Origin of the sequence: Intrasporangium sp., assembly GCF_040414665.1 — a bacterium.
GTDB lineage: Bacteria > Actinomycetota > Actinomycetes > Actinomycetales > Dermatophilaceae > Intrasporangium.
This window is the reverse complement of the sequence record NZ_JBEDUL010000062.1, coordinates 17,055-35,315: the sequence shown is the minus strand read 5'-3', so window position 1 is coordinate 35,315 and position 18,261 is coordinate 17,055. Positions and strand designations below refer to the sequence as shown.

Genomic DNA, 18,261 nt, shown 5'->3' with positions numbered 1-18,261 from the left:
GCCTGGGCTCAGACGCATTCTCTGGCGCCTGAGCCGAATCGGCGCTCCGGGCCTCGCTCGTTCCTCGCTCGGGTCCTCACGCCTTGGCTCAGACGCAGACCCCGTCCTTGCACTCGTGGTCGAACAGGGCCTTCGCGAGCACCGTGGTCATGTCAGCGGGGCTGGGCGCCCCGTAGAACTCCGAGAACGAGCCGCGCGAGATCTTGCGCAGCGCCTCCGCGTCGACGTCCGGGCCGATGCCGATCGTCGTGATGGCGATGGGCCGCTTCGGGTCGGTCGCCTGACGGATGTTGGCCATCAGCTGGTCGAGGGAGAGGCCGCCACCCGGGTCCTCGTTCTTGCCGTCCGTGAGGACGACGACGGCATTGACGCGCTCCGGGTCATAGTTCGCCTTGACCTCCTGGTAGGCCGCCCAGATCGTGTCATAGAGACCGGTCCAGCCCTCGACCTCCTTGCCCAGCGAGGCGGCGGCAGCGGCCATCCGGCCCCGGTGCTGCTCGTCCGAGAGGGCGCCCATCGGCACGATCTTCTTGTAGTCCTCCCCGTTCGGTCCCTTGTCGCTCGAGAAGACCCAGAGGCCGAGCTTGGTTGTTCTGGGCAGGGCGTTGAGCGCGATCCCGGCCGCCTCCTGGGTGATCTTCACACGGGTGGTGTTGCCGACCTTCTCGTTCATCGAGCCGGAGACGTCGAAGACCGAGAGGAGCTGGAAGTCGGTCGTCGCGGACTGCCAGACGTCGGTGGCCGCGGCCACCTGGGCGGCGTTCGGCGACGCCGTGGCCTTGATGTCGCCGATGCTGCCCTCCGGCGTCGGCAGGGTCACGGGGACAGCGGTGGAGCGCAGGCCGAACGTGGCCATGATCTTGGCTGCCTCGGCGGTGTTGAGGAACTCGCGCAGGGCGTCGATGCCCTTCCTGCGCGCCGGGTCCTCGGACGTCGTGATGAGGCTGTACTCGAACGACGGAGTCCCTTCGGACGGGACGACCGCCACCATCTTGTTCTTCGGGTTGAACCGGTTGTGCTGGGCCAGGGCGGCCTCCGACGTCGGGAAGGCCATGGCCTCCTCCGGCTTGGTCAGGTACGTCTCGAAGAGCTGGTCATCAGAGGCGGCCATCTGCTGGGCCAGCTTGGGGATGATGACCCGGCCCTGTTCCTTGCTGAGCAGTGGCAACGTCGTCGAGAGCGTGAGCAGGCCCGCCGTCGTGCTCCTGGGATCGGTCAGGCGGATCGGCGTGTCCGAGGCCACGAGCTCGAGCCACGCTGCCTTGCCGTCGAGCTGGTCGGCCTCCCCGCGGTCCATGGCGACGACGAGGGCGCTCTTGGCGAACGGCGTCACCTGCTTGGCCCCGAGCTTGGCGACCTGGTTGACCCGCTCGACCCAGAGCGGGGAGTCGGGGATCCAGGCGTCGGGCCGCTCCGGCTGCTCCTTGCCGAGACCAAGCATGGCCTCGACCGGCTTGCGGGCGAACACCTCGTAGTTCACGCAAGGCGAGTCGGGCTTCTTCTGGTAGACCTTGGCGAGCTCATGAGCCGCTCGCTGCATCGAGGGAGCCGCCCAGAGAGTGACCGGCGTCAGCGTGTCGCAGTTCTTGCCGGAGGGGCTCGCGACGGGCGTCGAGGCGGGCGAGGTGTCGCGACCCAGCCACCACGTCGCTCCTCCCGCGACAGCAGCGACGAGAGCCACGATCGCAGCTATCGCACCCACTCGACGGCGACGACGGGCCGCGGCGATCTGGGCCTCGAACGCCTTCCGTGCCGCCCTCGTCTCAGTGAGGGTCTGGTCGTACGGGGTGGACGGACGCTGTGGAGGTGGGGGGTTGGTCAACGGGATTCCTTACACGAGGACGCCCTGGGCGCGGGCGTCACGACATGAATCACCGGCAACATAGCGCGGGATTCGCCGTTGATTGTTGCTCGGGACCGCGGTACTTGTCGAATGACGCGTCAGCCGCGGGCCAGGTCGGCGCGCGTCGGGGCATGGGCCCCCGGATGACCGACCGTCAGCCGACTGGCGGCGATCGCCCGATCGATCGCGGGCCCGACGTCGGCGAGCTCGGCTCGGCCCAGCCGGTCGCGGCCAGCCGGCCCCCCGGCGAGGCCGGTGTCGAGCAGACCGGAGATGAGGCCAGCCATGAACGAGTCCCCTGCTCCGACGGTGTCGACGACCGTGACCGGGGGAACGGGCGCGAAGTGCGTCTCACGGGTTCGGGTCAGCCTGACCAGGGCCCCCTGACCGCCGCGGGTCACCACGATGAGGCTGGGGCCCCCTCCCGCCCAGTCCGCGACGATGTCGTCCACCGCTTCCCCGGGGCGCAACCACGCGAGGTCCTCGTCCGACACCTTGACGACGTCGGAGAGGGCCACGCACTCCTCGATGACCCGACGCGCCTCACCGGGGTCGCCCATGAGCGCGGGCCGCACGTTGGGGTCGTAGGAGATCGTCGCCGTCGGGCGTGCGGTCCGCAGGGTGTCCCGAACCGCGCCGCCGCCCGGCTCGAGGACCGCCGCGATGCTGCCCGTGTGCACGTGCTCGTATCCGGTGAGCCCGGGGACGGCCGGCAGCTGCCACTCCAGCTCGAAGCGGTAGGTCGCAGCGCCCGTGCCGTCGATGGTGGCATGCGCGACGGAGGTGAAGGGGGCGCCCTGCGACCCGGGTGTCAGCTCCACGCCCCGCTCCCGGCAGTGATCCGCGATCCGGGTGCCGCGGTCGTCGGTCGCGATCCACGTCGCGAGGGTGACCGGGTGGTCGAGCGCGGCGAGGCCGACGGCGACGTTCGCGGGGCTGCCGCCCACGTGCTCGACCGTCGCGTCGGCGCCGGTGTCTGCGTCATCCCCCCGGCGCCCCGGGGCGGCCACGGCGTCGATGAGCGCCTCCCCGATGACGAGCGTGCGACCACGGCGAGCGCTGCCCAGGGGGCGGCGGTCGGTCACGGCCGGCGCCTTCAGTCCTCGATCATGTCCGGGCTGCCGAACCAGCCCGGACGGCTGAAGTTGTGCTCGCTCTCGATCGTGCGGATCGTCCCGCTGCGCGATCGCATGACGAGAGAGTTGGTCCGAGCGGAGTTGCTGCCGTAGCGGACGCCCCGGAGCAGCTCGCCGTCGGTGACGCCCGTCGCCACGAAGAAGCAGTCGCTCGTGACGAGGTCTTCCGTGGACAGGACGCGGTCGAGGTCGTGGCCGGCATCGATGGCCTTCTGCTTCTCTTCGTCGTCCTTGGGCCACAGCTTGCCCTGGATGACCCCGCCGACGCACTTGATGGCGCACGCAGCGATGATGCCCTCGGGCGTGCCGCCGATGCCGAGGAGCAGGTCGACACCGGTGTTCGGCCGGGCGGCCATGACCGCGCCGGCGACGTCGCCGTCCGTGATGTAGCGGATGCGGGCCCCCGTCGCACGGACCTCGTCGGCCAGCCTGTCGTGCCGGGGCCGGTCGAGCATGACGACCGTGACGTCGGCCGTCGTCTCGCGTTTCGCCCTGGCGACACGGCGGATGTTCTCCGCGACGGGCAGCCGGATGTCGACGACGTCGGCGGCGTCCGGCCCTGTGGCCAGCTTGTCCATGTAGAACACCGCGGAAGGGTCGTACATGGCGCCGCGGTTGGCGACCGCCATGACCGAGATCGCGTTGGGCATGCCTTTGGCCGTCAGCGTCGTCCCATCGATCGGGTCGACGGCCACGTCGTACTCGAGGCCGGTCCCGTCACCGACGTGCTCCCCGTTGAACAGCATGGGGGCGTTGTCCTTCTCGCCCTCGCCGATGACGACGATGCCGTTCATGCTGACCGTGGAGATCATGGCCCGCATGGCCTCGACGGCAGCTCCGTCGGCCTTGTTCTTCTCACCCCGCCCCACCCAGCGACCGCCCGCCATCGCCGCAGCCTCGGTCACTCGCACGAGCTCCAGGGCCAGGTTGCGATCGGGCGGGCTGTGCTTCATGGGGTCCTCCGGCTCTGCGGCGTCGCGGTCGGCGCCAGCCTATCGGGGCCGTGGGACCGGTTTGGAGCGGCCGCAGGACTCGGGGACGATGGTCCCATGACCGTCCCGGAGACCGTGTCGACGACCGACGCCCCCCGCCCCAGCCGCTACTCGATGGGCTCCCTTCCCAACATGCTTCGGTCCCTGCTGTTCATCGGTCTCCTCGTCGCCGCCCTCGTCGCCCTCGTGCCACGGATCGACAAGGTGGACCGTCCGGCCGTCGACGCCCTCGGGAAAGCGCGAGCCACGATGACCCAGACCGGCGTGCCACTCGAGCTGCCGCAAGGCCTGGGTCAGGGCTGGGTTCCCACTGTTGCGACGTACGCTCCGGGGACCGAGAAGGTCCCGACCTTCACCACGGTGTGGGAAACGCCTGCGGGTGGCGACATCGCGCTCAAGGAGGGGACCGGCGTCACAGCCGGCTGGGTGGCCCGGTCCGTCAACGACGGGGCGCGCGACGGCTCGGTCAGCGTCGGGGCCCGCACCTTCGAGCGCTACGTCTCTCGCTCAGGGACGCAGGTCAGCTACGTCGAGCGCGCGGCCGGCTCCGACACGACGACGCTCGCCGTGACGGGCACGACCTCCGAGGACGAGCTCAAGACCTTCGTCGCCGCCCTGCGCCAGGTCGCCCCCGCCTCCTAGGACGATGCCGTATGCCGCTGGGCTCGCTCCCACGCGGCAGTGCCCACTCCGTGGCGTCGAGATGACGCCTAGCCGCTCGGCTGGTCCTGCGGGGGCCCGTCACCGGTGCCCTTGGACGATGTCGCGTCACGCTCCCGAGTGGCCCCCTCGATCTCCGCCTGTGCACCGTCGAGCCACGTGGAGCAGTGGGCGGCCAGGGCTTCCCCGCGACGCCACAGCTGCATGGAGTCCTCCAGGGGCACCTGCCCGGCCTCGAGCTTGGCCACGATCGCGATGAGCTCCTCGCGTGCGTCCTCGTAGCGCATCTGCGCGATCTCGGGAAATGCCGCGTTCGGGTCCTCAGCAATGCCGGAAGCCATGCCGGACACCCTATGACGCCGGGTTCGACGGTGTCCTGCTCGGCGTCCGACCCTGACGTGGGGCTGGCGGTCGCACCTCCTCGGTGCCGTTGCTCACCGGCCGCACTCCGAAGTCGCCACGGGCCACCCGCACGCGGAGCAGTTCTCCAACGCCGACGTCCTCGCGGTCCATCACGACCCGGCCGTCCCGGTGCTGGACGACGGCGTAGCCGCGGTCCAGGGTCGACTGCGGCGAGAGGGCGAGAACCTGGCGGCGGAGGTGTTGGATCTGGTCTGCCGCACGGTGCAGCCTCGCCTCCGTGCGCAGGGCCGCACGCTCGCGCAGGCCCTTGAGCTCCTCCCGTCGCACCCGGATGTGGGCGACCGGGTCGGCGAGCACCGGACGGCTGACGAGGGAGCGCAGCCCCCGCCGCTCGCCCTCGAGCCGCCGGGAGGCGGCGGTGCGCAAACGGTCACGACTGCCAGTGACGAGGGCGGTCTCACGGGCCGCGTCGGGAACGACCTTCTTGCCGGCATCCGTCGGCGTCGACGCGCGCCAGTCGGCAACGAGGTCGAGCAGCGGCTGGTCGACGTCATGGCCAATGGCGCTGATGACCGGCGTGCGGGCCGCCGCCACGGCCCGGATCATCGCCTCGTTCGAGAAGGGCAACAGCTCCTCCAACGCCCCACCCCCACGTGCGATGACGATGACGTCCACCTCTGCCCTGGCATCGAGGTCGGCGAGGGCAGCCACGACCTCGGTGACGGCGGCGCTGCCCTGGACCGCAACCTCCCGGATCTCGAAGCGGACTGCGGGCCAGCGCCGCCTCGCGTTCTCGACGACATCCTTCTCGGCTGCCGAGTTGCGACCCGTCACCAGTCCGACCCGCCGCGGGAGGAAAGGGATGGGCCGCTTGCGCTCGGCATCGAAGACGCCCTCCGCCGCCAAGGTCCGCTTGAGCATCTCCACCCGGGCCAGCAGGTCCCCGATGCCGACAGGACGGATCTGCCGTGCTTCGAGCTGAAGCGTGCCACGCTTGGTCCAGAACGTCGGCTTGGCCTGCAGGACGACTCGAGCGCCCTGAGTCAGGGGAGTGGCCATCGCGTTGACGGCATTCATCGGCACGGACACGGACAGCGACATGTCGACGTCCGGGTCCCGCAGGGTGAGGAACGCCGTGCCGCCCCGTGGGTTGAACTGGACGACCTGGCCCTCGACCCACAGCTGGGACATCCGGTCGACGTAGTCGGCGATCTTGATGCTCAGGAGGCGCACCGGCCAAGGCCGTTCGGCGGTGGTGTCGGCCGCCTTCTCCGGGAGCGGGTGTGGCAACGGGTTCGCGGACACAGCCCTAAGATAGGTCGTATGCCGCCGGGTTCGGCCGCGGGGGAGCGCGCCGTTGGACCTGCGGCCCGGGCCTGGCCCGCTGATCACCCTCACGAATCAGTGTGTTGCAGATCAGCGACCCACTGATTCGCCTCACGAATCAGTGGGCCAGCCCGCGTGAGGCTCCAGTGCCGGAGAGCCAGGCGAGCGGCATACGGCCACGATTGGGGCTGCCACCACCCGCCCACCTAGCATGGACGCATGACTCAGCCCGAGAAGAAGGTCCTCCTCGCCGCTCCCCGTGGCTACTGCGCCGGCGTCGACCGCGCGGTCGTGACGGTGGAGAAGGCGCTCGAGCTCTATGGGCCGCCGGTCTATGTCCGCAAGCAGATCGTCCACAACAAGCACGTCGTCAGCACCCTCGAGAAGCGCGGTGCGATCTTCGTCGAGGAGACCGAGGAGGTGCCCGAGGGCGCCACGGTCATCTTCTCGGCGCACGGGGTCGCCCCGGTCGTCCACGACGAGGCTCGCGCTCGCAGCCTCAAGACGATCGATGCGACCTGCCCCCTCGTGACCAAGGTGCACCGCGAGGCAGTCCGCTTCGCAGACGACGACTATGACATCCTGCTCATCGGCCACGAGGGCCACGAGGAGGTCGTCGGCACCTCCGGCGAGGCGCCAGAGCACATCACGCTCGTCGAGGGGCCCGACGACGTCGACAACGTCACGGTCCGCGACCCCGAGAAGGTCGTGTGGCTCTCCCAGACCACGCTGTCGGTCGACGAGACGATGGAGACGGTCAAACGGCTCAAGGAGAAGTTTCCCGCCCTGCAGAGCCCGCCGAGCGACGACATCTGCTACGCGACGCAGAATCGCCAGGGGGCCGTCAAGCAGATGGCGAAGGACACCGATCTCATGATCGTCGTCGGGTCGCGCAACTCGTCGAACTCCGTCCGCCTCGTCGAGGTCGCGCTCGAGCACGGCGCGGGTGCCGGGCACCTCGTCGACTATGCCGACGAGATCGACGAGGCCTGGCTCGATGGAGTCTCCACCGTCGGGGTGACGTCGGGCGCGAGCGTGCCCGAGGTGCTCGTCCGGGACGTGCTGGCATGGCTCGCGGCGCGGGGCTACGAGTCGGTCGAGCCGGTGGTGGCCGCCGAGGAGTCACTCCTTTTCGCCCTGCCCAACGAGCTGCGCCGCGACATCAAGCGCCTCTCGGGGAACGAGGCAGGGTCGGTCCGCCATGACGCCGCGTTCGAGGACGCCGGCTCGCTCCACTGACGACCCTTGGCCCCCGACGGCCACGGGACCGCCGGGCCCTGGGTCAGCCGCCCAACGCCGTCGACAGGGCGGCGTCCAGGTCGGCCGGCTCCGGTGCAGGTAGGTAGCGGCCGCCGGTCAGCTTCGCGATGGCGGTCATCGCCTTGGCATCCGGCTCCGTGCCGAAGCCGATGATGTCGACCCGCACGGGACGGGCCGGATCCTTGAGCTTGGTGATGCGGTCGGTGAGGATCTGGAGGGATGCGCCGTAGTCGTCCTCGTTGGGCCCTGCCGTGACGATGACGACGGAGTTGTCCGAGCCCTTGGTGAAGGTCGAGTGGGCCTGCTCGTAGGCGGCGGCGATCGTGTCGTAGAGGCCGCGGCCACCGCCCACCGTCCGGTCGAGGTCGGCGATGCTCTCGCGGAGACCGAGGAAGTGCTTGCTGTCGCTGAGGGCCCCCACGCCCTGGAGAGGCCGGAAGTCGTCTCCCTTGGTGCCGATGTGAAGGGAGTAGGCCCAGAGAGCAAGGGTGTTGGACGGCGGGAGGCCGGCGATGGTGCGCAGGACCGCTGCCTGCAGGAGGTCGAGCCGGGTGCCCTCAGGAGTGCGGCGAAGCAGCGCGCCGGAGACGTCCAGAGCGAGCAGGGCCTGAGCCTTCGGTGCCGCGCTCGTCCATGCGCCCCTGACGCCCGCGAGCACGGCCGCTTCGGGCGCGGGCTTCTGCGTCACCGTGCCGTAGAGGGGCGCCGGCACCCGGGCGTCGGGCCCGTCCGGTGTGGTGAATCCGGCCTTGGCGAGGGTGTCCTTGGCTTCGTCGGTCGACAGGTACGAGGCGAAGTCCGCGATGAGCCTCGCGACCTCCGGCTTCTGGTTGACCGTGACGAGGCTGTACTGGAGGAAGGCGGCTCCGTCGCTCGGCGCAAGCGCAGCCAGGTCCTGATGGGAGTCCGCCTCGTTGAACGCGACCAGCTGCGCGGCCGGGACGACGGATCCGAGGGGTGTGTTCGACTGGGCCACGGCTTCGAGGTCCGGCACTGGCGTCGAGGCGTTGGCCTTGGCGATCTCGGTCAGCTGGGCCGGCGGCAGGCCGGGAGCGGCAGCGCCCAGAGCCGCGGCACCGAGGGCAGAGCGATTCGGGTCCGGGACGCGGATCGGCGTCCCTCCGGTCATGATCGTGGACCAGGTCGCCTGATTGCCCAGCTCGTCAGCCGCCGCACGGGGCAGCGCCACGACGATGCCACTGGAGGCGAACGGGGCGCCGACCGTCAGCTCACGGGCGGCCAGCGACTGCGCATGCTGGATCCACTCCGCGGAGTCGGTGACCCAGGCCGTCGGTTCGGCCGAGGTGCCCACCGTCCGGGCCGAGGCGAACGCTTCGACAGCCTGGATCGTGAAGGCAGCACACGGTCCGTCCTCGTGCGTGCTGAGTGTCTTGGCGAGCGAGGCGACGATCGGCGCCACGGCCGGGGCGGCGGCGATGGTCACCGGCGTCGGGTTCGCGCACGAGACGGGGGCCGCTGCCGTCGATGGCACCCCGGTGGGTGGTGGTTCGGGAGCGAGCAGTCGCCAGCCGGCGAAGCCAGCGGCGGCGACGGCGACGATGGTCACCACCGCGATCATCGCGCGCCGACGACGTGTCTTCCGCACTCGGGAGCGGTGCATCTGCTCGGCGCGACGGGCCGACTCACGGAGCGACTGCTCGTAGGGCCCGATCCGCCGACCCGTCGGACCACGTTCCTCGTCTGGGGCGGGCCCCCCACCCGCGGTCACTGCGCACCACCATCCACGCGGCAATTGTCTGGGGGTAACCTCCGGAAGTCCACTCCGGTCCGCCCCAAATGCGACATTCGTGCCCCACTCGCGACGTTGGGCGCCGGACTGCGCGGGGTTTGTCGGACCTAGGCGGTGGCCTCGGTTGACGCCGCTGGCCGATCCGTCACCCGCTCGCGGGCCAGATGTGCGCCGTCCCGTGCCGCGCGACCGAGGTCGTCGAGCAGTTCTGGCGCGCTCAACGATCGTGGCGCCGACTCGAGCGGGTCGACGCTCGGCGCGGGGTCCTGGCCGATCCCCAGCTCGTGGAGTCGGCGCGCTGTGACGAGGACGCGTGACTCGAGCGTCCCGACGAACCGGTTGTAGTGCTCGACGCTGCGCGCAAGCGACTGTCCCATGGACGTGACGTGGGTCCCGAGGGTCGACAGGCGGACGTGCAGATCCTGGCCGAGGGCCAGCAGGTCGCGTGCATTCTGCTCGAGCGCGTCCTGCTGCCAGACGGCGCCGATGGTGCGGAGCACGGCAAAGAGCGTGCCGGGTGAGGCGAGCACGACCTTGCGGCCGAGGGCGTGCTCATAGAGCCCGGGGTCGTCGGCGAGCGCGGCACCGAGAATGGCCTCGCCAGGGACGAAACACACCACGACCTCCGGCGCGCGGCTGAAGGCGGTCCAGTACGCCTTGCCAGCGAGGGTGTCGACGTGACGGCGCAGCGCGGTGGCATGCGAGCCGAGCAGCTCGGCGCGCTCCTCAGCCCCCACCGTCTCTGCCTGGGCTTGAAGGAAGTGGGACATGGGTGCCTTGCTGTCGACCACGACGTGGCGCCCACCCGGCAGGTTGATCACCGCGTCCGGCCGCACCGTTGCGCCGTGGCGCGAGGTCCGCGTGACCTGCTCGTCGAAGTCGCACCGCGCCAACAGCCCGGACAGCTCGAGGACCCGGCGCAGCTGGACCTCGCCCCAGGCGCCGCGAACCGAGGAGGCGCTGAGGGCGCCCGCCAGGGTGGCCGTCTCGGATCGGAGTGACTCCGTCGATCGGCTCACGGCTGTGAGCCGTTCGCCGAGCTCGCCGAACTGCTCCACCCGATCGCGCTCGAGGGCGCCCACCTGCCGCTCGACCCGACCGATCGTGTCCCGGAGCGGCGCCAGGAGGGTGGCCGTATCGGCGGACTCGGCGCGCGCCAGCTCGAGATCCTCCACGCGCCCGAGCAGCAGGTCTCGCTCGGCCTCCGCGGCAGTCGCCCGTGACAGGAACGAGCCCCGCGCCCAAACGAAGGCGATGAGCCCGCCGAGGACCAGCCCGACGACGAGACCGCTGAGCAGCGCTGGTGCATCCATGGCGCAACCGTGGCAGAGCGCACCGACAGCATGCGGGACCACCACGCGGGACCACCACGCGCAGCATTGACCCAAGGCTCAATGCAGCTCGAAGTGCTGGTAGTCGGGATAGCGCCAGGAACCACCCCAGATCCCACCCCGGTTGATGATGTTCTTGGTCGGGTCTGTCAGAACAACGGTGGAACTGGCATTTGATGGTTAGAGGTTCTCCGCGCCGGCATCCGGTCGGCGATGGTGATGGCGAAGGCGTTCAGGGCCGAGGTGTTGTCGGCGGCCATCATCTTCTCGTCGTTGCCGTACCAGAGGTTCGGGTTGTCCATCCGGTTGATCCGGAAGCCATTCCGGTAGGCGTCGCGGAAGATCGCTGCGACCGCCGAGGCATGTGACGCCCGGACGATGAGGACGCCGCGCTTGATGGTGCCGTCGTATCTCCGGTAGTTCATCTCGACCTTGCGCAGGCGCGCCGGCGCGACCGGGCAGCCGGCGCGCCACGTGTACCTGACGTCCGCGGTGGTGACCGTCTTGATCACGGCCTGGATGGGGTCGGACGTCGAGATGAGCTGGGTGGCGTCTGCGGCGGCCGCCGGGGCAGGGGCGCCCGGGGGCACGAGGGAGCCCGCAAGCAGCATCGTTGACCCGAGGCCCGCGAATGGCAGCACTTTCGTTGGAGACATGGTGTCCCCCTTTCGCGTGTTGTTACCGGGAAGATGTCGCACGGCAGGGCGATGGTTGTCTCGACCCTGAGGGGCGTCTGCTACAACACGACGTGTGAGCGAGTACGACGAGGCCATCCGGCTCGAGCCCGGGAACACAGCGGCCACCCGGCACGGCACCTTCAGCGAGTCGTGGATGATCGGCAATGCCGTCAATGGGGGTGTGGTCATGGCGGCGGGGCTCACCGCCCTGGGGCAGCATCTGTCCGACGACCCCGACGAGAAGACCCGCCACGTCGATCCGGTCGTCGTCAGCGCGTACTTCATGACGGCGTCCCTGCCGGGCGCCTTCACCGTATCCACCGAGATCATGCGGACCGGCCGCCTGCTGTCAACCGGCGAGCTGAGCGTCTCGCAGGACGTCGACGGCCGGCAGGTCGAGCGGATGCGGGCTATCGCCTCCTTCGGCAACCTCGACGAAGTCGATGCGAGCCGCCAGTCGATGCCGCCGAAGATGCCGCCCCCGCACGAGTGCCTCTCGTCGGAACAGGCCCCGCCAGAGTTCCTCGCGCACAGCAGCTTCCTCGATCGGGTCGACCTGCGCCTTGATCCCGCGACGGCCGGGTGGGCCATGGGCAAGCCGTCGATGCAGGGTCAGATCCGCGGCTGGCTGCGGCTGCGGGACCACCGCGAGCCCGATACGACAATGCTCGCCCTGGCCCTCGACGCGTTCCCTCCGGTGGCCTTCGACCTCGGCCTCTACGGATGGACGCCGACCCTCGAGTTCACCGGTCACATCCGCCGGCGCCCGGCGCCGGGCTGGCTGCAGGTCGTACTGTCAACGGAGAACCACGCCGGAGGGATGCTCGAGGAGGATGCCCGGATCTGGGACTCGGCCGGCAACCTCGTGGCCCAGTCGCGCCAGTTGTGCGGAGTGCGTCCCCTGCGCACGACCCCCTGACCTCCCGTCGGGGTCGGATCACCGCCATCAGGGTCGGATCGGGGTGCATCCCTGATGTCGGGGAGTGGGGTTGCAGATGAGACTGCCCGGGTGATTGACCGACCTATGACATTGGGGGACCCACGATGAACGACCTTTCCGACAACCGCGGGGCGGCGGCGAGCGCCGTCGACCTGGTGAAGACCTACGGGAAGGACGATGCCCAGGTACGGGCCCTCGACGGTGTCACGGTCGACCTGATGCGCGGCGAGTTCACCGCCGTGATGGGCCCCTCGGGGTCCGGCAAGTCGACCCTCATGCACTGTCTCGCCGCACTCGACACCCCGACCTCTGGCGAGGCCGTCGTCGACGGCGTCGCCCTCGGACAGCTGAAGGACAACGACCTCACGGCGCTGCGCCGCGAGCGGATCGGCTTCGTGTTCCAGGCCTTCAACCTCGTGCCCACCCTCAGCGCGGAGGAGAACATCGTCCTGCCGCTCAGCCTCGCCGGCCGCAAGCCCGACCAGGCGTGGTTCGATGAGGTGGTCGACGCGGTCGGCCTCCGGCCTCGCCTCGGCCATCGCCCCGCCGAGCTGTCCGGTGGCCAGCAGCAGCGCGTTGCTTGTGCTCGCGCTCTCGTGAGCAAGCCCTCGATTGTCTTCGCCGACGAGCCGACCGGCAACCTCGACAGCACGAGCGGGGCCGAGGTCCTCGGCTTCCTGCGTCGCAGCGTCGACGACTTCGGCCAGACGGTCGTCATGGTCACACACGACCCCGTGGCGGCGTCCTACGCCGACCGGGTGCTCTTCCTCGCCGACGGCCGGATCGTCGATGAGCTGCGCGCTCCGGACCGGGACCAGATCCTCGAGCGGATGGCGCGGCTCCACGACGCCGCGGCCACGTCGGCCGCCCAGCGAGCCACCGCCGACGCGAAGGTGGCGGGCTGACCATGCTCCGCCTGACCTGGCGCAACCTCGTAGCGCGCAAGCTGCGCCTCCTCATGAGCACGCTCGCCATCGTGCTCGGCATCGGCTTCCTCGCCGGCGTGATGGCCTTCAGCAGCGGACTCAACGCCACCTTCGACAACATCATCAAGGGCTCGACGCAGGACGGGATCGTCCGCACCGAGGGCGAGGTCTCCTTCGAGGCCGCCGGGGCAGGGACGTCGGCCCTGCTGTCACCTGACGACGTCGCCCGGCTGGACGCGCTCCCTGAAGTGGCCAGGGCGGCGGGGTCGGTCGACGGACTGGGCTCCTACCTGCTCGGCAAGGACGGCAAGGTGGTCGGCGGACAGGGTGCCCCCACCCTTGCCTTCAACTACGCCGAGAGCGAGAACATGCTCGGTGAGCCGGTCCTGGAGCTCGATTCGGGCCGCTGGCCGGAGCGAGCTGGCGAGGTGGCCCTCGACGCGTCCTCGGCAGAGCGCGGCAACTACCGGATCGGCGACACCGTGTCGCTCATCGTGCCCTTCGGGGAGCCCAGGAGGACGTTCGAGCTGGTCGGGACGGGCAACCTCAACGGCGGCGGCACCGCCGGGGCGACCCTCGTGCTGCTGGAGACGGGGCAGGCACAGGACATCTTCCTCGGCGGGCGGGACGCCTTCACGTCGGTCGCACTCACGGCCGCCGACGGGGTGACCCAGGACGAGCTCGTCGCAGCCGCCAAGAAGGTCGTGCCTGCGGGCTTCACGGCAATCACCGGCGATCAGGTCGTGAAGGAGTCGCAGGACCAGGTCGGGCAGTTCCTCGGCGTCTTCTCGACCTTCCTCACCGCCTTCGCGGTCATCGCGATCGTCGTCGGCGCGTTCATCATCTTCAACACGTTCTCGATCCTCGTCGGCCAGCGCGTGCGCGAGTCCGCCCTGCTGCGAGCCCTTGGGGCGAGCAAGAAGCAGGTGACCCGGTCAGTGCTGATCGAGGCCCTCCTCATGGCGCTTGTCGGCAGCACGCTCGGCCTGCTGCTCGGGCTCGGCCTGTCGCGCGCCCTGGCCGCGGTGTTCCGCGCCATCGGCCTCGACATCTCCGGCGATGTGCTCACGCTGAACCTGGGCACCGTCGCGGCGGCGTACGTCGTCGGCATCATCGTCACCATGGTGGCCGCCCTCGTGCCGGCGCGCCGGGCGTCGAAGGTCTCGCCGGTCGCGGCGCTACGGGACGACCTGACCGTCCAGGAGAAGGGCATGCACCGCCGGCTGCTCTTCGGCACGATCGCCCTCGTCCTCGGCGGCGCGCTCGTCGTGGCCGGCTTCACCGACGCGCCGGGGAGCAGCGCCCTGTGGATCGGAGCCGGCGCGGTGATCTGGGTCGTCACCGTCGCGGTACTGGCCCCCGTTCTCGGCCACCCCGTCCTCGTCGCCTGCCGGGCGGTCTTCGGCCGCGTGTTCGGCACGGCAGGCCGCCTCGCTGGCGAGAACGCACTGCGCAACCCGCGCCGGACGGGTGCGACTGCCTCGGCCCTGATGATCGGCCTCGCCGTCGTGTCAGCCGTCGGCGTGCTCGCTGCCTCTACGGACAGGACCAACGCGGCGGTGATCGACGAGCAGTTCCGCAGCGACTTCCTCGTCCAGTCGCCGACCTTCCAGAGCTTCCCGACGAGCATCGGCGACCAGATGGAGCGCGTGGACGGCGTCGCGACGGTCAGCCGTCAGCAGTACACCCCCGCCCTGGTCGGCGGCGAGCAGGCCACGGTGACCGGCAACGACGCGAGCTTCGACCAGATCTACCAGCTCGACATGGTGGCGGGGACGCAGGCGATCTCCGGTGACGAGGTGCTCCTCACCAAGGACACCGCGGCCGACCACTCCGTCGGGATCGGGGACGTCCTCGCCGTCGCCTTCCCGGGCGGCAAGTCCATCGACCTCAAGGTCGCCGGCATCATCGAGGAGTCCTATGCCACCGGCTCGATCACGGTCCCGATGTCGGTCTTGGAGCAGGCCGGTCTCAAGCGCAGCGACGTCACCCTGAGCATCAACGTCGACGAGGGCGCCGACCTCGCGGCGGTCCAGACGGCGCTCGACCGGGTCGTCAAGGGCATTCCGATCGTGTCGGTCCAGGACAAGGTGGAATTCACCGAGATGGTGAGCGCCCAGATCAACCAGCTGCTGGCGATCATCTACGCGCTGCTGGCTCTCGCCGTCATCATCGCCGTCATCGGCATCGTCAACACCCTCGGCCTCAGCGTCCTCGAGCGCACCCGGGAGATCGGGCTGTTGCGCGCGGTCGGCCTCAGCAGGCGCAAGCTGAGACGAATGGTCACCCTCGAGTCGGTGGCGATCGCGCTGCTCGGGGCGCTGCTCGGCATGGGGCTGGGCCTGGGCATCGGAGTCCTGCTGCGCCAGTCCCTGTCCGAGGACCTGACCGAGCTGGCGCTGCCGGTCGGCAGCCTGGTGGCCTTCCTCGCCGTGGCCGTCATCTTCGGCGTCCTCGCCGCCATCGTGCCGGCCGTCCGGGCCTCCCGGATGAAGGTCCTCGACGCCATCGCGACGGAGTGACCATCGATGGGTCAACCAACCGGAACGAGCGGGCGCGCCACCGCTCCGCCAAGCTCACCCGCCCATGTACGTCCGGCTGGTTGACCCGCCCGGCCCAGCCCGGCTGGGACCGGGCGTGCGCGGAGAGCGAGCTCAGCGGCATACGACGGCGTGGTCGGGAGCCCGCCACACGGCGACTAAACTCTTGACCCCGTGGCCCTCACCATCGGAATCGTCGGACTGCCCAACGTCGGCAAGTCGACGCTCTTCAACGCGCTGACCAAGAACACCGTGCTCGCCGCGAACTACCCGTTCGCGACGATCGAGCCGAACATCGGCGTCGTGCCGCTGCCCGACGAGCGGCTGGGGGTGCTCGCGGAGATCTTCGGGTCCCAGCGGATCCTGCCGGCCACGGTGAGCTTCGTCGACATCGCCGGACTCGTGCGCGGCGCGAGCGAGGGGGAGGGGCTCGGCAACAAGTTCCTCGCCAACATCCGCGAGTCCGACGCGATCTGCCAGGTCGTGCGGGTCTTCACCGACGACGATGTCGCCCATGTCGACGGCAAGGTCGACCCCGCCGGCGACATCGAGACCATTGAGACGGAGCTCGTCCTCGCCGACCTCCAGACGCTCGAGAAGGCGGTGCCCCGCCTCGACAAGGAGGTCAAGGGCAAGAAGACGGACCAGGCGGTCCTCGCCACCGCGCTCGCCGCGCAGCAGGTGCTCGAGGAGGGCAAGACGCTGTATGCCGCTGGGCTCGCTGCCGGGGTGGACGCGGAGCTGGCGAGGGGGCTGGGTCTGCTGACGACGAAGCCGTTCATCTACGTCTTCAACCTCGACGAGGACCAGCTCGCCGACGAGGAGCTCAAACGCGAGCTCGGCGCGTCGGTGGCCCCGGCGGACTCGGTGTTCCTCAACGCCAAGCTCGAGATGGACCTGATGGACATGGAGCCGGACGACGCGCTCGAGCTGCTCGAGAGCTTCGGGGCGAAGGAGTCCGGGCTGAACCAGCTCGCGCGACAGGGGTTCCACACGCTGGGGCTGCAGACGTACCTGACCGCCGGGCCGAAGGAGGCGCGCGCGTGGACGATCGGCAAGGGGTGGACCGCACCGCAAGCGGCCGGCGTCATCCACACCGACTTTCAGCGCGGGTTCATCAAGGCGGAGGTCGTCTCGTTCGACGACCTGGTGGCCGCTGGGTCGATGGCGACGGCCAAGGCGGCCGGCAAGGTACGGATCGAGGGCAAGGACTACGTCATGCAGGACGGCGACGTCGTCGAATTCCGTCACGGTGCAACAACTGCCGCTAAGAAGTAGCAGGGCCGAACGGCGCTCCTGTAGACAGGGCGCCATGACATCCGAGGAAGACTCCCCTCGCGACCCGCGACTTGACCCCTTCCGTGATGCCGTCTGGGAATTGCGTCGTCACGGACGGGTGGAGGCGCATCTTGTCACGAATGTGAGTCACTTCCGGTACTGGCCGTTTGGGCGCAAACGGCACGACAGTGTCGACTACAAGGTCTGCTGGCTCGATGGCCGTCGAGAAAGTCACAGAGGACGACTACGGGCCAGAGTGGTTCATTATTTCGGACTTGGAACAGGGCAAGTTCGAGGGCAGCAAGGGCGTGTTCGATGCCAAGCGGGTGCAGGGTGCCCTACGCGATGAACTGTGGGAGCGGTACGGGCCGCCGTAAGACTTGTGCCGGCCACGCTGCGTTTCTTCCATGACCGGAGGTCTCTTGGTCGAGTTCCGCTTCAACGTCTAACGGCCTGCGTCGGGAGCCGGCTTCGTCACTGCTTGGTGGACAAGCTGACCCACGATCCCGATCGCCATCCCGATCACTCCGGTCATGGCGGCGAAGCCTGTGGCGGCGTAGATGTCGCCGAACACCGTCTGCACGCACGGCAAGCTCATCGTCAGCGGCCCTAACGGCCCGTCGATCGTCTGGGTGGCGCACGTCGTTGCAACCGACTCGAAGCCGAGCAGGCCCAGGATCCCGCCGATGAGGCCCCCGAGCGCCGCGCCGGGGATCCAGCCGATGAGCTTGCTCAGGGCGTCCCAGTTGGGCATGTCCCTTCATATCTTGCCGGGGCCGACCGCGGGGGCTTTTCGGGGACGGCGGTCCACCCGCGGGGTCGAGGGCACACTGATGTGGTGACCGAGACGATCCCGATCCTTCCCAGTGCCGACCTCGACCGGACGACAACGTTCTGGGCGGCTTTCGGATTCGGTGCTCGCGGGCGTTGGCCGGACTACCTGATCCTGCGACACGCGGACCTCGGCATCGAGCTGCACTTCTGGCACGACCAAGCGGTGGACCGCTGGACGAACGACGTCGCGTGCTACATCAGATTCGGCACCCCGGGTGAAGCGCTGGATGCGCACGCGAGGTGGGCGGACGTGGAGGTGCCCGAGCCGGCTCGGATGAGCGCCCCCCTGAGCGAGCCATCCGGTGCGGTCGAGTTCCACATCATCGACCTCGATGGAAACCTCGTGCGTCTCGGTGGCTTCGCCCGGCAGGAGGGCGAGGTGTAGCCACCAGCCGCGGGGCCGTC

General features: G+C 69.7%; 18 protein-coding genes. 8 read left to right on the top strand and 10 right to left on the bottom strand.

The window, feature by feature from the left end; all coding sequences use genetic code 11:
- Positions 1-88: 88 nt before the first annotated feature.
- From ABF401_RS06850 to glpX, 3 genes are all read right to left on the bottom strand, one after another.
- Positions 89-1,822, bottom strand: coding sequence for a substrate-binding domain-containing protein (locus ABF401_RS06850; RefSeq protein ID WP_353508794.1), 1,734 nt, complete (start codon positions 1,820-1,822; stop codon positions 89-91).
- 119 nt (positions 1,823-1,941) lie between these two features.
- A complete protein-coding gene (locus tag ABF401_RS06845) occupies positions 1,942-2,928 on the bottom strand; it encodes a PfkB family carbohydrate kinase (protein ID WP_353508793.1) in 987 nt (328 codons plus the stop codon).
- 11 nt (positions 2,929-2,939) lie between these two features.
- On the bottom strand, positions 2,940-3,932 hold the full coding sequence (glpX, locus tag ABF401_RS06840; protein WP_353508792.1) for a class II fructose-bisphosphatase: 993 nt from the start codon (positions 3,930-3,932) through the stop codon (positions 2,940-2,942).
- A 96-nt stretch (positions 3,933-4,028) separates the two neighbouring features.
- Here glpX and ABF401_RS06835 point away from each other — a divergent pair, with 96 nt between their 5' ends.
- The gene (locus ABF401_RS06835; RefSeq protein WP_353508791.1) at positions 4,029-4,613 is read left to right on the top strand and encodes a DUF4245 family protein; all 585 of its coding nucleotides are present in this window, start codon (positions 4,029-4,031) and stop codon (positions 4,611-4,613) included.
- A 68-nt stretch (positions 4,614-4,681) separates the two neighbouring features.
- On the opposite strand, the gene ABF401_RS06830 is transcribed toward ABF401_RS06835, so the two are convergent.
- Together ABF401_RS06830 and xseA are read right to left on the bottom strand one after the other, a co-directional pair.
- Complete coding sequence (locus tag ABF401_RS06830) at positions 4,682-4,972, bottom strand: exodeoxyribonuclease VII small subunit (protein WP_353508790.1); 291 nt, start codon at positions 4,970-4,972, stop codon at positions 4,682-4,684.
- A gap of 10 nt (positions 4,973-4,982) precedes the next feature.
- Positions 4,983-6,299: an exodeoxyribonuclease VII large subunit gene (xseA, locus tag ABF401_RS06825; protein WP_353508789.1), complete on the bottom strand. Its 1,317-nt coding sequence runs from the start codon at positions 6,297-6,299 to the stop codon at positions 4,983-4,985.
- A gap of 240 nt (positions 6,300-6,539) precedes the next feature.
- Between xseA and ABF401_RS06820 the strand changes: the two genes are divergently transcribed.
- Positions 6,540-7,559, top strand: a complete 1,020-nt coding sequence (locus ABF401_RS06820) for a 4-hydroxy-3-methylbut-2-enyl diphosphate reductase (RefSeq protein ID WP_353508788.1) — start codon at positions 6,540-6,542, stop codon at positions 7,557-7,559.
- A 43-nt stretch (positions 7,560-7,602) separates the two neighbouring features.
- Here ABF401_RS06820 and ABF401_RS06815 read toward each other — a convergent pair whose 3' ends face one another.
- The 4 genes from ABF401_RS06815 to ABF401_RS06800 all read right to left on the bottom strand — a co-directional run bounded on the left by ABF401_RS06815 (position 7,603) and on the right by ABF401_RS06800 (position 11,317).
- Positions 7,603-9,309, bottom strand: coding sequence for a substrate-binding domain-containing protein (locus tag ABF401_RS06815; protein ID WP_353508787.1), 1,707 nt, complete (start codon positions 9,307-9,309; stop codon positions 7,603-7,605).
- Positions 9,310-9,437: 128 nt separating this feature from the next.
- Positions 9,438-10,643: a DNA recombination protein RmuC gene (locus tag ABF401_RS06810; protein WP_353508786.1), complete on the bottom strand. Its 1,206-nt coding sequence runs from the start codon at positions 10,641-10,643 to the stop codon at positions 9,438-9,440.
- A 78-nt stretch (positions 10,644-10,721) separates the two neighbouring features.
- The gene (locus ABF401_RS06805; protein WP_502908202.1) at positions 10,722-10,790 is read right to left on the bottom strand and encodes a M15 family metallopeptidase; all 69 of its coding nucleotides are present in this window, start codon (positions 10,788-10,790) and stop codon (positions 10,722-10,724) included.
- 20 nt (positions 10,791-10,810) lie between these two features.
- The gene (locus ABF401_RS06800; protein ID WP_353508785.1) at positions 10,811-11,317 is read right to left on the bottom strand and encodes a hypothetical protein; all 507 of its coding nucleotides are present in this window, start codon (positions 11,315-11,317) and stop codon (positions 10,811-10,813) included.
- A gap of 94 nt (positions 11,318-11,411) precedes the next feature.
- Here ABF401_RS06800 and ABF401_RS06795 point away from each other — a divergent pair, with 94 nt between their 5' ends.
- The 5 genes from ABF401_RS06795 (at position 11,412) to ABF401_RS06775 (ending at position 17,399) form a co-directional block, all read left to right on the top strand.
- On the top strand, positions 11,412-12,257 hold the full coding sequence (locus ABF401_RS06795; protein WP_353508784.1) for a thioesterase family protein: 846 nt from the start codon (positions 11,412-11,414) through the stop codon (positions 12,255-12,257).
- Between the two features lie 125 nt (positions 12,258-12,382).
- A complete protein-coding gene (locus tag ABF401_RS06790) occupies positions 12,383-13,183 on the top strand; it encodes an ABC transporter ATP-binding protein (protein WP_353508783.1) in 801 nt (266 codons plus the stop codon).
- A gap of 2 nt (positions 13,184-13,185) precedes the next feature.
- The gene (locus ABF401_RS06785; protein WP_353508782.1) at positions 13,186-15,726 is read left to right on the top strand and encodes an ABC transporter permease; all 2,541 of its coding nucleotides are present in this window, start codon (positions 13,186-13,188) and stop codon (positions 15,724-15,726) included.
- A gap of 192 nt (positions 15,727-15,918) precedes the next feature.
- Positions 15,919-17,022, top strand: coding sequence for a redox-regulated ATPase YchF (ychF, locus tag ABF401_RS06780; protein WP_353508781.1), 1,104 nt, complete (start codon positions 15,919-15,921; stop codon positions 17,020-17,022).
- A 215-nt stretch (positions 17,023-17,237) separates the two neighbouring features.
- A complete protein-coding gene (locus tag ABF401_RS06775) occupies positions 17,238-17,399 on the top strand; it encodes a hypothetical protein (RefSeq protein ID WP_353508780.1) in 162 nt (53 codons plus the stop codon).
- A gap of 68 nt (positions 17,400-17,467) precedes the next feature.
- On the opposite strand, the gene ABF401_RS06770 is transcribed toward ABF401_RS06775, so the two are convergent.
- Positions 17,468-17,776: a hypothetical protein gene (locus ABF401_RS06770; protein ID WP_353508779.1), complete on the bottom strand. Its 309-nt coding sequence runs from the start codon at positions 17,774-17,776 to the stop codon at positions 17,468-17,470.
- A gap of 84 nt (positions 17,777-17,860) precedes the next feature.
- On the opposite strand from ABF401_RS06770, the gene ABF401_RS06765 reads away from it, so the two are divergent.
- Positions 17,861-18,241 (top strand): DUF8817 family protein, encoded by a 381-nt coding sequence (locus tag ABF401_RS06765; RefSeq protein ID WP_353508778.1) that lies wholly within the window; start codon positions 17,861-17,863, stop codon positions 18,239-18,241.
- Positions 18,242-18,261: the final 20 nt, after the last annotated feature.